General features: G+C 62.2%; 8 protein-coding genes. All 8 read left to right on the forward strand.

The annotated features are described in order from the left end of the window. Positions 1-229: 229 nt before the first annotated feature. Positions 230-493, forward strand: coding sequence for a hypothetical protein (locus tag F7R19_RS18300; RefSeq protein WP_150981537.1), 264 nt, complete (start codon positions 230-232; stop codon positions 491-493). Positions 494-1,099: 606 nt separating this feature from the next. Then, the gene (locus F7R19_RS18305; protein WP_150981538.1) at positions 1,100-2,863 is read left to right on the forward strand and encodes a hypothetical protein; all 1,764 of its coding nucleotides are present in this window, start codon (positions 1,100-1,102) and stop codon (positions 2,861-2,863) included. Between the two features lie 916 nt (positions 2,864-3,779). Then, entirely contained in the window at positions 3,780-5,762 is a 1,983-nt protein-coding gene (locus F7R19_RS18310; RefSeq protein ID WP_150981539.1) for a phage integrase family protein, read from the forward strand. 299 nt (positions 5,763-6,061) lie between these two features. Then, a complete protein-coding gene (locus tag F7R19_RS18315; RefSeq protein WP_150981540.1) occupies positions 6,062-7,378 on the forward strand; it encodes a hypothetical protein in 1,317 nt (438 codons plus the stop codon). 79 nt (positions 7,379-7,457) lie between these two features. Next, a complete protein-coding gene (locus F7R19_RS18320) occupies positions 7,458-8,954 on the forward strand; it encodes a TnsD family Tn7-like transposition protein (RefSeq protein WP_170292609.1) in 1,497 nt (498 codons plus the stop codon). Then, positions 8,911-10,449, forward strand: coding sequence for a hypothetical protein (locus F7R19_RS18325; RefSeq protein WP_150981542.1), 1,539 nt, complete (start codon positions 8,911-8,913; stop codon positions 10,447-10,449). The genes F7R19_RS18320 and F7R19_RS18325 overlap by 44 nt, the downstream gene beginning before the upstream one ends. A gap of 112 nt (positions 10,450-10,561) precedes the next feature. After that, positions 10,562-11,350 (forward strand): hypothetical protein, encoded by a 789-nt coding sequence (locus F7R19_RS18330; RefSeq protein ID WP_150981543.1) that lies wholly within the window; start codon positions 10,562-10,564, stop codon positions 11,348-11,350. After that, positions 11,347-13,752 carry a hypothetical protein gene (locus tag F7R19_RS18335; RefSeq protein ID WP_150981544.1) on the forward strand — a complete coding sequence of 802 codons (2,406 nt, stop codon included), beginning with the start codon at positions 11,347-11,349 and terminating at the stop codon, positions 13,750-13,752. Before F7R19_RS18330 ends, F7R19_RS18335 begins: the two co-directional genes overlap by 4 nt. Positions 13,753-14,050: the final 298 nt, after the last annotated feature.

Consider the following 14,050-nt stretch of genomic DNA (forward strand, 5'->3'; position numbering starts at 1 on the left):
CACCAGCCGTACCGCTTCCAGCTTGAATTCCAGCGTGTACTGCGCCCGCTTTGTCTTGCTTGTCATCACATCTCTCCTTGCTTCAGTTTAACCTCAGCAAGGGATTCGTTTTGCGGGGGCAAGCTCAATCGGGACACTGTGCATTTAGGGCTTCGCACACCTTAAGTTGCACATTCAGCCCAGTCCGCCGTGCATATACCACGGCGCCGTTGTCCAGAAGTCGCATTTGATGGTCGTGATCGATGGATGGATAGCGGGCCGCATGCGTGAAATCCAGTCCGTCATCGACGAGCCGTATCAGCCGCTCGTCGATGACGATGGAACTGCAGCCCGCCATCGCAATAGCGGTCACGGTACTAAGGAGTGCCAGTCCGGTAATACATATGCCGAGGAGCAACCCTACGACAACAATCACTGCCCAAAATCATTGGCATGGCAAGCAGGGCGAACAACGTTACGGTCAGATCAAAGGATTGCGGCGGCAATTGTGTAGCTGCCGCCGTCATACGCCGACTAGCGCCAATTGCGAACGGAACTGCGAGTGCATTGAGCAACAGATAAGATATTTTCCATACTGCGAGCGTCCCAATCTGATTGCGCGAGGCGTGGCCCAGGCTAGAAATCCAAATGCAGCCAGTAGCAAGACGCTCAGCGAGAGCCCTGAAAGCGAGGGGAGGTCCTTAGGTCGCAACACGATGGCGAGAGCTCCTGCTAGGAAAGCTCCCATTTCGGCCAGCAAGTAAAAGCGCTGGTCCAGCGTAGCATTGCGCCATCTAGCGCCGACGGATGAGAATTTCATGACTTGGCTTTCGGGTTCAAGAAGGAATTACTTTTTGGCTGCCGTCGACGTGAATTATCGCAGCAAAGTGGAAGCGGGCTCGCGCTGAATGCCTCGCCATTAGCTTCAGAGAGATCGAGAACCGGACGCCGAGCCGGTAGATGATAGGGCCGTTCCAGAATCGTTAGCATCCAGTCAGGTCATAAAGTCTGCCGGGGCAACGGGAGGTTTGTAATTTGCGGACAGCTTGGGAGGCTATTCGTCGAAATCGGGCAGAATAGCCAGCTTCGTAAGAGCATCGTTAATCAGGGAGTTATTCTCTTGGCATCGACCGCTATTCCTCCGCCCTTGACAGGTGTTCCGTCGCGTCAGGCAGTCGCGTCGCTCGCAGGCTACAACTATCAGATGTGGAGATCGGTGGAGGCCTGGCTAAAGTTGCAAGCGGGGGAGGCTCTATATCTTGAGTGTGGAGAGGACTTCGACAAAAGCACACTTCACGAGGCAATTACCACGCAGGTGAAGAGTTCCCCCGAAACGATTACGCTGGCTTCCCGCGATGTCAGGGCCGCGATCACAAGCTTGTGGACATTGGCCGAGAGAAATTCAGATCGCTCGGTGCGCATGCACTTCCTGACACGCGGAATGGTTGGAAGTGAGCGTAATGGACAGTTCGATGGCGAGACGGGTATCGATGTGTGGAGGCGCGCCGCTCGAGAGAGCGACGAGGCGGCACGGAAGCTGGCGGCATATTTGTGCACGGTCGAAGGGTTCCCCACGGATCTTCGAGACTTTCTTGCGACTGCTAGCGTCGCCGATTTGCGGGAGCGCTTGTTCAGTCGCCTAGATTGGCTGACTGGTCAGCCTGGAATTGAGGCGGTCCAGCAGAATGTTTCGATTCTGGTGATAGGACTCGGGTCCCGCGACGACATATCGCCATCCAGATCGCTCGACGCGTTGCATGGTCTTCTAGCGTACTGTTGGGATGTTGCCATTCGAAGCGATCCCGACGCACGTGTTCTTACACGGGAGCAGAGGGACCAGGTTTTTGAGCGAAGGACCTCCATCCTGATTCGAGCGACTGAAGAGAATCTGCGTGGGCTGTTCAGCGGACGTTTCCTCTCCACTCCGGCCAATGACGATGCAGATATGACCTTCTCGCGAAGAACGGAAATTGCGCAAGCCGTGGAGAAATCCATTGGGCAAACGGGCAGAGAGAAGGCGGTGAAGGACCTTGATTTCACAGGCGGCGAATCGTGCCGCGGGGGGGCATTTGCCGATGTCGCGCTAAGTCAGGCACTGATCGATCTGTGCTGGGCTTGGGCAAAGTGCTACGGCGCGGTGCGACAAGGGCGATACTTGTACAAGGGACATGTCAAGCTGTGTGCTCGCCACCGCGTCACCGGTGATTTGTCCAATGAATGCATCTGGGGAAGGGCCGTGCTCCTCGCGGCCGAATATGAATACACCAGCGAGGGAGATCATCGGGCTCGGGTAAAAATTACGCGCACTACGACAAGTACGAATCCTCTGGATTGGTTGCTTGACGTGAGCAGTCAAGGTCAGCAATGTACGGCACAAAGCCAGCTTACATTGCGCGGGACTAGCCATCCTATCCCGTCGACAAGTGACGACTTCGAAGTTCGTGATGACTTCTACGCATACTTCGACTTGCTTAAGAAACTCCGCGCGGGCTGGGAGCCAGTCGGCTTCCTGAGTTTGAATGCGGGAGAATCGGCATTTCTGGAGCCGTTGCACCCACATATGTTTGTCATCGAGCCAGATATCAGCGACGCCAGAATGGAAATGGAATACAAGCGATGCACGCGGATTTCGCTCGGATATGAACAGGCCGAAAAATGGAAAATAGGTGCAGGATTCCTGTTCACGCGGGACTTCTTTTTACCGCAAATTGCAGACCAAACTTTCATTGACGCCTTCGAGCGCCTAGCGACGAGGGTTGCATCGACGAGTCACTTTGTCGGCAAAGTCACCGAGGTATTGGCGGACCTGGGCGATACGCATGTACTGGTGTTGACGCTGTACGGCGGTTACGTTCGCGTTGATGCAAAGAGACGTGGGCGCTGAAGCGAATCGACGCCGTAAGCGTCGTCCGTTGCAGATCTCGCAATCGGCTACGTTGTGCAGTATCGTGGTCCACGTCATTTCGAAATACCCTTGATGCCGCCAATCCGGTAGCCCCCTCGTCGCAACAACGCTAATTCAGAACCAAGGTGCTTTCCCGTAAAACCATGGACCTAGATTGGGCTTCGATACAGCCCATAAATGGCTCGAAGCAGGACGCTTTCGAGGAACTTTGTACCCAGCTGGCCCGGATGTCCTGTCCTCGGGGATCTGTGTTCATTCGTAAAGGGCGCCCGGACTCCGGTGTTGAGGCGCATGTTGTGCATCCGGACGGTACCGAGTGGGCATGGCAATCGAAGTACTTCGGCGCCATGAGGAGTTCGCAGTGGGCACAACTGGACGAATCGATTAGGACGGCACTAGTCGGACCCTGAAGCTGACGCGTTTCATTGTTTGCGTGCTGCTGGACCTACCCGATGGGCGAATCAGCCGCTCAAAGTCCGGTCGACAGCAGTCGGATGAGCACGTTGTGAAGTGGCGTGGATGGGCGGCAGAAACGGGAATGGCTGTCGAGTTCATATGGCAAGGCAGTCATGAAATGTTGAACGACCTTGGCAAGCCGCCGTAGGCGTTTGTCATTGCGAAGAGCAAAAATCGTGGACCATTGAGCGCGGCGGCAAGACGTCGGCCACGAAATAAATGCAACAACCTACATTCCGCGTGGGGTTGCTGCACCTAAAAACTCTCCCTCAGCAAATCCCCGCGCTCCACGGATTCCTAGGTGTCCAAAGCGGCCCGTAAAATGCGCGTGTCCACTGCAGGATAATTCGTCTTATCTGCTATCGTAAATCGGCCGACACCTGCGGCCCGTGTGCTGCCTCCCGCCCGTGCCGTGCGCTCCCCGACGCCTGGAGCCGCCATGGCCTCGTCCTCGTCCATTCCCTCAGATTTGCAGGCGCCTGCGCCGCCGCCGCGCGGCCCCCGCGGCCGCTATAGCGTGGTGCGCCCGCGCCTGCACCGCGGCCACTTCGCCTTCCTGCGCGCGGTGGCGCAAGGGCTATCCCCGCACACCATGTGGGCGCGCTACCTCGCGGACGCGGGCGCGTTCGATGGTGGCCCGCGCGTGCACCGGATGACGGCCTGGATCCGGGGCGAGCTCGGCGCGGCCGCCGCGCGCGGTGGCGACTTCGCCCGTGCCCGCTTGCTGCGGCTCGATCTCGCGCCCCCGGGCGCCGCGCCGCTGCCGTCCCTGGCGGACTTTGCGCGGGCCGAAGGCCTCGATGGGTTCCGTGAAGCCGAGCAAATGAGTGCCTACGAGGCCGCCTTTGGCCCGGCGTTGGCCCGCCAGCGCCGCCGCACGGCGCTGCTGCACCGCCAGCTTGACGCCATCTACGCACTCGAGGCGCAGGTCGCCCAGCCGGTGTCGCCGGCGGACGGCTGCGAGGCGTGGCTCGTGGACGCAGTCGCCACACGTTTGCGCCGCGCCCACCTGACCACGCTGGGCGATCTGGTGGCCTTCCTGCGCGCGCAGGGGCCGGGCTGGTGGCGCCTCCTGCGCGGCATCGGGGCGCGCAAGGCGCACGCGATCACCGCGTTCCTGCGCGCGCATGGCGACACGCTCGGGGCCGTGCCGGTGCCCGAGGTTCACGTGGCGGAGACACCGGTGATGACGACCGAGGCTGCGTGCAGCCCATGCAGCGCATGCGTGCCGCTCGAGCGCTTTACGCCGCCGTCGGCCCTGGACGGCCGCACTGGCGCCTACCGTTGCCCGCGCGCGCAGTGTCGCCTCACCGCGGATAACGACCGGGACGCGATCCTCGCGTGGCTCGCCAGCAAGGGCGATGGTGCGGTGGGCGCGGAAGGGGCAGTGAACGCGACGCAGCGGGCGTACCGCAAGGAGGCCGAGCGCTTCCTGCTGTGGGTGGTGCTCGTGCGGCGCTGCGCGCTGTCCTCCGCCACGATCGAGGACGCCGTGGCCTATCGGGGCTTCCTGCTGGCGCCACCCGCCGACTGGTGCAGTGTGCGCACGCAGCCGCGCTGGAGCGCGCGCTGGCGGCCGCTGGCCGGACCGCTCTCGCCGGCCTCCTGCGCCTACGCGTTGGGCGTGCTCGGCAACCTGTACGCGTTCCTCGTCGACCAGGGCTACCTCAGCGGCAATCCTTGGCGTGCGGTGCGGGCGCCCCGCACGCTGACCCCGGGGCTCGATCCAGGTCGCAGCCTGTCCGCCGAACAGTGGGCCTTTGTGCTGGCTGAGCTCGAGGCCCTGCCCCAGACCTCGGCCAATCAGCGCCTGCAGCTCGCCCTGCCGCTCCTGTATGAGACGGGGCTTCGGCTGTCGGAACTCATTGCGGCGACGACTGACGATCTGCGTTGCGAGCGGCAAGGCGATGGCGGGGCGGCAGATGCCTGGTGGCTGAGCGTGGTGGGCAAGGGCGGGCGACTGCGAGAGGTGCCCGTGCCGCCAGACCGGATCGCGCAGCTCGGTGCGTACTTGCGCGCGAGGGGCCTGGAGGACGATCCGCGCCAAGCGTCCGGGGTGGCGCTGTTGGGGGCGGCCACCGACCGGGCCGAGCGGGCGCCCTGGGCGCGCCCGCAGACCATCGATCCGGCCGCACCGATTGCGCCCAGCACCTTTCATCGGCAGATCAAGACGTTCTTCCAGCGCTGTGCGGCCCGCATTGTGGCCGCGGACGCGCCGGCCGCGGCGCGACTGCTGTGTGCGAGCACCCATTGGATGCGCCACACTCACGTGAGTCATGCTTTGGCTGGCGGCGTGCCCATCGAGGTGGTGCAGCAAAACGTGGGCCACGCGTCGCTGGGCACGACCTCGCGCTATGTGCGTACCGAGGCCGCTCGGCGACAAGGTGCCATGGCGCGCTGGTGGCGCAGTTCCCAGAGCTAAGGGCCGCACCGGTTAGCGGCTGCAGCATTCGCATGACACTGTCTGTATCGAATCGCTACAGCGCGCTTACCCATGCGTGTGGTCATGCCATTTCACCGCAGTATGCACGGAGGACTACCATCAAGGTGCCCCCCCTTCTTGAGCGCCGGGTTGATGGCCTGCCGGGTGCCCGGAGCAGGGCGAGCGGTGTTGAGAAGGGATGGCCAAACGGCTGGGCCACGCACTGCCGGTCAGCGTGCTGTGTTCAGATCGGCGACCGTTGCCGCTTTCGGCAGGCGACGTCGGGCAGGAGGGCGTGCATGAATAGACGCGGACGAGTCCAGGTGCCTGCGCCACCCGAATCCATACAGCCTGCCCGGATCTTTACCGACCTGACAGCGCGGAGTTTTCTGCTGAACCGGCTGCCGCCCATCGGGCAGCCGCGCAAGGCGCTGTCGCAGCGGTTGATGGACGCCGCGCAACTCGAGCCACCAGCATCGGTGATCGACTGCCTTTTGCCCGAGCTGCAGCAACTCTATGCCTTGGGCCGCGTATTTGTCCCGACGCTGACAGAGTTGGAGGTGGTGGAACGCATGCTAGAGATGATCTGGCTTGCGACGGCCGCGTATGGGGAGTCGCTGTCGGAAATCAACCGGACCTACTTTCGTGCGGTAGGCTGGAGTGGCTGGGGGTACAAGGAAGTCGCGCGCAGCACCGCCGTGCATGCCATCCCCCAGTCGCTACTGGTCACGGCGCCGTGCACCATGCAAGTCGTCAAGCTGTTGAGCGCCATGCAGGCCATGATTGGCCCCTTCTTTGAGCACAAACACGTGTTCGAACGGTTCCCTGACGGGACGATCTGCGAGTCTTCCGCGAGTATTGAGCAGATTGGGCTGCTGCCGGTGCGCATGCCAGAACGCCCGTTTCCGGCCGACCTCTACCTGAATATCTGCGATGCCATTGACGACGTCGAAGACACCCAGCTCTATCGCAGCGAACGCTTCACCAACATTCGCTCGCACGAGGCTCACCTCCGGCAGATCCTGGCGGGTCTGCATGTGGGCATGCTGGCGGTCTACGGAATTGATCGCCGGCATCTCTCGGCCGGACTGTCTTCCGTGTGGGGCCTGCTGCACAAGATCCGGGACTGGGGCGTGCCCGTGGCGGCGTTCGTGACCTCGGCCATCGTGCATAGTCCGTTGGTGCCCGAGTATTGCCATCTCTTCCCGGGTCAGTGCTACGAGATACCCGGACTCAGCCCTGCCGATGCCCGCGCGACGATCCCCTATTACTGGTCGGCTCTCGGGCTCGACGGCGAGGTGCCCGATGCATTGCTGAAGGTGGCGACCCAGTGTTTTGGGCAGCGGGAATGGATCGAAGCAACGATTGCGGAGTTCGTTCGACTGATGCATACCGAGTCGCGGAGCGTGGCCGACAGTGCCTTGCCTCAGCTGTACCTGGTCAATTGCAGGGGTGCGGCGGCAGTGCCCTTTGCATGCTGGACCCATTTCATGAGCTCAGGCAAGAGGCCGCTCGAGTCCCTGCAGGCGCGTGAACTCCGCGATTGGTTCCCTGTGGCAATGACCAGGGATCCCGTCATACGGCTGTCGCGGACGGAAGGGGCGCCGGGGGGCTAGCGCCATGGCATGCCCGAAGACCTTTGTCCCCTTGTGTGTCCGTCCGGCCTTTGAGGCAGCGAGCAGCATGGCGAGGGCGTTGAACGACCCGTTGGCCGAGGCAACGGGCCTGCATCGTGTCGCCGCGATGAGGAATCTCGCTTTCGGTACGGCTAGCTGCCCCTTGCATCCACTTGCCGAGATGTATGGCGGCCTGATGGGCTCTGGAGAGCAACTGCGGGATCTGCATACCCTGTTCCGTTACTGCGCCATCGGCCTGGCCACGCGGCAAGTTGACGCCTTCAGCCACAGGCTGCTGGACGGGCAGGGGGCGATAAGCCAATGGCATCTGCCCGCCTGGCTGACGGTGGGCACGGTCGCGCGCAAGCTTTGCGTGGTGTGCTGCGCGGAGGCGTGGCGCAACTACGGTGTCGAGGCGGACTTTTATCCGCACTATGTGCCGGGTGTTAGGGGATGTTGGCGGCATGGCACGCGTCTTGTACTGGCTACCGAGATCGACGGGGCGCTGCTGAACCGTCGGCCGCAGGTGGCCACCGCACACGAACTGGCGTTTGCGCAGACCAGCTTCGCAGTTGCCCAGCTGGATCCGCACGAGGCCCGCGACGTCCTGCGCAGACGCACGGCGCAGGCCGGCTATTACCGCTCTGACGGACGCTACTACGCAAAACAGTTCCAGGCCGATTTCAATGCGTTTTGTGCGCAGGTGGGGTTGCCTTGCCCACTCTTGCGACTTGCAACGCAGCCCAGGCGGCTTGCGGCGCTCTGCGGCTGGATGGGGGACGAGGAGCGCCGCTTGCATCCGCTATACATCGTCCTGCTGGATTGGTTTCTCTCGTCCACGCTGGCGGCCGATCGGTTCCCGGCCGCGCCACGGGGTGCCCGTTCCCAAACGCGTGCCGGCTGGGGTGTCAAGCGACCGAATGGGCCAGGCCCTTGTCCGGTCGACCGTCGACGGCACTATACCCGGGACGAGATACCTGCGTTGCTGGCGCAGGGCTGTACCTGTCTGGAGATCGCTGGCCTGTGCCTGACAAGTCAGGCCACCGTGCACCGGATCGTGCGAGAGAGGGGTTACCGCGCACAATGCAATCACGGCTTTGCGGAACGGCTGCGCCGGCGTGCGCGTGCGGCATGGCTGGCGGTGCAACGGCGCTATCCCTGGATGTCCGCCAACCAACTGCAGCACTACGAGCCGAATGCATGGTCCTGGCTCCAGCATCATGACCCGGTGTGGTTATCTGCCCATCGGCCAGTCGCCTGGCCAACTGACAGAGGCCGGCGCGTCGATCCGGGACCAAAGGGAAGGGCTTGTGCGGTGGCCGCGCGCCTGCGCCAGGCACTCAAGCAAATGCAGACGGAGGTGCAAGCCGGGAGGCGCGTGCGGTTCTCCCGGCGTGCCATCTGTCGGCAGATGGGGATTGACGAGTATGCGCTGGTCAAGGCGGAGCGATGGGACATCGTACGCGACATGCTGAAGGCCGTCGGATGCGTAGAGAGGAGGCATCGCAAGGCCGACGCCCTAGGAAGCGGAGATGAGCAAGCACCTGCTGGGAAACATGCTGGCCATTCAGCCTGAGGAGCTATGCAGTGCCTATGCGGCACGCGCGGCGCGCTGCCTTGTTGCGGCGGGCCAGATCGGGCAGGCGCAGATCGCGGCACTGTTCCGTTGTAGCGACCTGCCCCTGTTTGGCACCGAACTCGAGCAATTGCATGCCATCATCGGCAGCCCGCTCGTTCCGCCCCCGCTCCAACTGGCGTACCAGCACAGCTTCTTGCCCATGGCGATGGCCTTCGAAGAACCCCATGTGGGGCAACTGTTCCTGCGTGACATGCTCAAGGGACCGGGTTCTCGGGCGGTCAAGTTGCAGAGAGCGAATCTGCACTCCTTCTGTATCAATCCTGGCGTGTGCCTATCGTGCCTACAGGAGCAGATCGAACACGTCGGGATCGGGATCTGGTTGCGCTCAGGGATGCTGAAGGGATGGGAGATGTGTTTGGCGCACCATGAGCCCATACGACGCATGTGTGCGGCCTGCAGTGAGGCATGCCGTCATCGCGGGCTGCCTCCGGCGCCCACCGAGGTATGCCAATGCGGCAAATCACTGCAAGTGGACAAGCGCGTCCTCACCCATGAAAGGGAGTGGTACGAGATCGCGCAGGATTTTCAGGCCTTGCTCAGGGTGGACCCCGAACGTGTAAACGGCCCGACACTGCAGGTACTGGTACGAGAGCAAGGTCTGATCCTGTCGGCGAACCAGGCAATGCCGGGCGACCTCTTGCATGGGGGGGAATCCGGGCCGGACCTGAGTCCAGGCAATGCGCTGCGCATGCGCGGCGCGGGTGAAACCAGTGCTGCGCGGGTAGCCTATGGGCATGGCTTTTCAGGCAGCCCGATCGTCAACGTGGTGGCTCTGCGGCGGATGTTCGGCTCGGTGAGAGCAGCGATTGCGCTGCTGGGCCAAGCGGACCAGAAGGTGACCGGGGCTGCCAGCACGGGTGTGGGCCAACCGTTTCTGCAGGTCGATCGTAAGCCCGATGTTGCCCGATTAGAACTCGATCAGACCATGGTCATGGCGCTCAAGAAGCGGTTGCCCCACCTGAGACTGTCAGATCTCGAGCTCGCTTGGCGCGATGAACTGACCTATGTCGATTTGCACGCGCCGCGCTGGTTGAGGGATCAGTTCGCCTGTGCCGAACGACTGCAGGAGCGTTGGCAGGCGACCGACGAGGCCTGGGCTCAGCAGGTGCGCAGGAAGGCTAAGGCCATGCGCCAGGATCTGCATGCGCCATGGATCACTGTGAAGCGGCTGCTCGATGGCGTAGTCCGGTACGCGACGTACCAGACGCAACGCGGCCGCTTGCCAAAGCTCGTCGCTGCACTCGCCACGGAGGCAGAGACCGGTGAAGAATGGGAGCGCCGCCACCTGTACATTAAGCTGATCGATTACGCCCACCTTGCCACGGGTGCCCTCGATCTGTCCCGAAGCGAGATTGCTGCCCTTACCCGGGAACAGGTGAAGAGCAAGCTCGTCTACATCGACCGCAAGATTCGCGAAGATGGCAAAACATAGGTCCTCGGCACTCTCGCGCACGACAGCAAAGTCTGTGCTCCTTCGCGCGGCCGACGTTCACCAATCGCAGCACATGCCCCGGGAGGCGAACGCTGACCCCGCATGCGACGACGTGTCGTCTGGTCTTTGCTATCACACCCTGGCGCAGCACTGTGTGAGCGGGCCGACACTCCCGGTAGACGAACGCGACGCGCTCGGCGTGCCCACCGGCGAGGCCTATCAGCATGATCTCTTTGCCAAGGGCAAACGCGGCGGACTGGGTCTTCAGGGCTTCAGCTTCAACTTGCGGGGCGGACAGCCCTACTTCTTCCAGAGCATGGCTCAGCGGCGTGCCGACTACCATCTGAAGATGTGTCCGTACGTGCTGGAGATTCGCTGCAACTATCCGGTCATTGATACAGGGCGATTGCAGGGCGAGGGGCGTCAGGCGATCGTGTACGCCGATGATTACGCCGTCATCCACCGGATGCTCAGCGTCGAGCTTGCGGCACGTCGCGGAAAGGTGCATCTGCACGGGTTGTGCTATCACCGCCGTGAATGGCAGCGTGCCACAGTGCTTCTGCGCGGCAAGGACGTGACGCTTGAATACTTCCAGCCGCGCGATCTGCCCGACATCGAAGTCAAGAACGCGATCACCTGTTGCCAGTGGTTGCATCGCTGCGATCTGAATGCCTTGCGCCCGCTTGCCGTGCAGTTTTCTGCGAGATTGGGAGGCTCGCCCAACACAGGGGTGCTGGATGACACCATGCACGAACTCGCACGGGCTCTGAAGTGCAGTGATGATGCGGCCTATGTTCTGCTCGCGGCGAGCATCGCGCTCGGTATGGTGTGGATTGACCCGTGCTACGAGCTGGGACCCCGCAAAACGCTGCATCTGCTGCGACGACGAGCATTCGCATGACAACGGCGACCTGCCCAGTCGAACTCAACCGGCTTTTCTGTTGGCCACGCGGGAAGGGCGGCAATGGGCGCTACCGCTTTGTACGCTTCGACGCGCGTCGGGGCCGGCTCGCCTTCTATCCGCTGGATGGGGGCAGCGCCGGAACGCAGTTCCCGCTGGTGGTGGTTCCGGTTGACGAGGTGGAGCGGGCCCTGGCTGGCGGGGGACTCGTCGAGGTCCCCGACACCGAGCGTACGGCACACATGTACAGCAAGGGGGAGGGCCTGACGCCTGTCGATGCGCGTCGTTGGGCCAGGCGACTTGCCATCATCGCTGCGCTGCTCGACACGGGCCGGGTAGTGAGTGCCTGCGCTGGCATTGGTAGCATCGACGCAATCTTCTTTGATCCGGCCGTCTTCCATAGTGCAATTCGCTGCGTCGGCGATCAGTTTCAACTACGGCCCGCGCGCATCGCGCAACTGGTCGCACAGTGGCTGCACTATGGTGCGGACGATGCAGCTGTGATCCCGCTTACGGAGCACTCAGGTGCCAAGCGCCAATCCCATGGCGATTCCCGTGAAAGAAAAAAGCCCGGAGTGCGGTCGGCCTACGAACTGAAGCATCACTGCATGCTGATCCGCTTTAACGAGTTCTGGCGAGCTCGGGTGATGGCTGCGATCATTGCCTATCGCCTTGATTCAGAGAACTGGGAGGAGGCCGTTGCGCGATTGCGACAGCGCAAGTCCTTCTACAAGTACGTGCGCGACAATTTTAGCTTTGTTCCTGGTCATCGAGACGACCCGCATCCTCCCGGCATCGATGGCGCGCATATCCCCTCGTTGTTTAGTATCAACGCCCACAAGCGGACGATGCTGGATGAGTTGCGTGCGGAGATGTTTCCGCCCCTCGTCGACTTGCCGACCGGTGGCAATGCCTCGGACCTATGCGAGGAACGGCTGCTTGTCGTCGACATGGATGGGCTGGTCCTCGATTTCATTGACATCGTTGTGGAGGAGGATGGCCGTCAGCTTGTGCTAGGCCCGCCCACGCTTATTTTGGTGATCGCGCGACGCAGCAACTGCATTGTTGGCTGGTATCTGACGATGCGGCCAGAAAGCGCTCTGTGCTACTGCTATGCCCTCTACAACGCACTCAGTGATAAGGCGCCCCGATTGCGCCAGCTCGGCTTCGAGCAAGTGCCGCCGGGTATCGTATCCGGTGCCATCGATGAAATCTTCATTGACCGGGGGCCTGGGCGCGGCCGTCAGTTCCTAGAGGTGGCCACAAAATTGCTCGGCATCGGCCTGCAATGGGGGCGGACCAAAGTGCCGGAGGACAAAGGCGATGTGGAAAGTGGGGGAGGGCTGGTACAGACGCAGGTGCGCGATCAAGAGACGTCTCTGAAGAACAGCTGGCTGATCGAGCAGACCAGAGCGTCATTGCAGGCAAGGGTCGCGACCTTGCCGACGGGGGTGATCACCGCGGAGCGACTGAAGACCTATCGTGCCGAAAGACGGCGAGGAAAGATTCCGGACAAGGTGCAATCATCGCTCCGAGGCTGTGATTGGATGGTCGCGGAAGCCGTCTCATCGATCAATACCAATTGGAAATCCGACAGCCTGGGCCTGACGCTCAGCATGCGGGTACAAGGCACGCCGAACACGCGTGTTGGCATCCACGCTGCGATGTTGGAGTCGCGGCGTGGCAACGCACGCGCTCCCTGGAGTGAGACCGACCTTTTGTGGCGCACACTGCCCACGTACGACGATTGCAAGCTACGTCGTGGGGCGATCCGGAAGAACAATGTGACCTATGGGGGAAATCGCGAGGACGATTGTGGGAGCGAAGCTGCCGCTGCGCTCGCGGAGTACGCCAAACAATGGCGGCAAGACCATCCGAACGAGCGTGGAGCGCCGCCGCTGGCACCGATCGTGATCCCACCCTATGGGAACTGCGCCTACTGGCTGAATGGTAGCCGCGTGATTGTGATTCCCGCGCGAGTCAAGGCTCGGGAGTCCTATGGCGAAGCGGCGGATCTTGAGATCATTGAGTTTCTGAATTTCGAGCTCAATAGCGGGAAACGGGAGGACGAGATTCAGGGTGTGCTCGATTCCCGGGCGAAGGCCAGCCGGCGTGCGCAGGAAGCGAGCAGAAGGATCATGGAGGTGGCCAATCGCGATCCCGCGAGGGAGACCTTCAACGTCAAAATGGCTGCAAAGAGTCAAGCCCGCGAAGCTGCCCGACAGAAAGAGGACCTGACGCGCTTCAATGAGGTCGCACAGAAGCTCGGATTGCCCATCGTGGTGGCGCCAGAGGCCCCGGCTGCGTCGCCTTCGCTGAAGGATGCCGTGATCACGCCTCGTCCGGTTCCGGAGGAGGGGGAGGGCGAAGGCGAAGATGACTCGCGGAACGGGGTGCAGTAGCTATCCCCTGCTGCCTCGAGGCTGGAGTAGCACCTGTCGTTCCGCCTGCGTCATCGCAGCCGCGCCCATCCCCTCGGCAGACGCTCGCCTTCCCAATCACTTGTGATCCGTTGCACCGACAGAAGGATAGGGCAGGCAGTCTCTGTTGGCGGTCACAGCAGGAACGCGCAGGCTGCGCCGAACCACCCTGAAGCGCCGCTGAGAGGGCAGTCTCCGAGGCCCGAAGCCTCGGCGTTGCTCTCGGAGAGGCCCCTACCAATTGGGGGTCCACAGATTGCGGTGCTGTGTGAGGAAATGA

This window comes from Cupriavidus pauculus (genome assembly GCF_008801835.1).
In the GTDB taxonomy this organism is placed as follows: domain Bacteria; phylum Pseudomonadota; class Gammaproteobacteria; order Burkholderiales; family Burkholderiaceae; genus Cupriavidus; species Cupriavidus pauculus.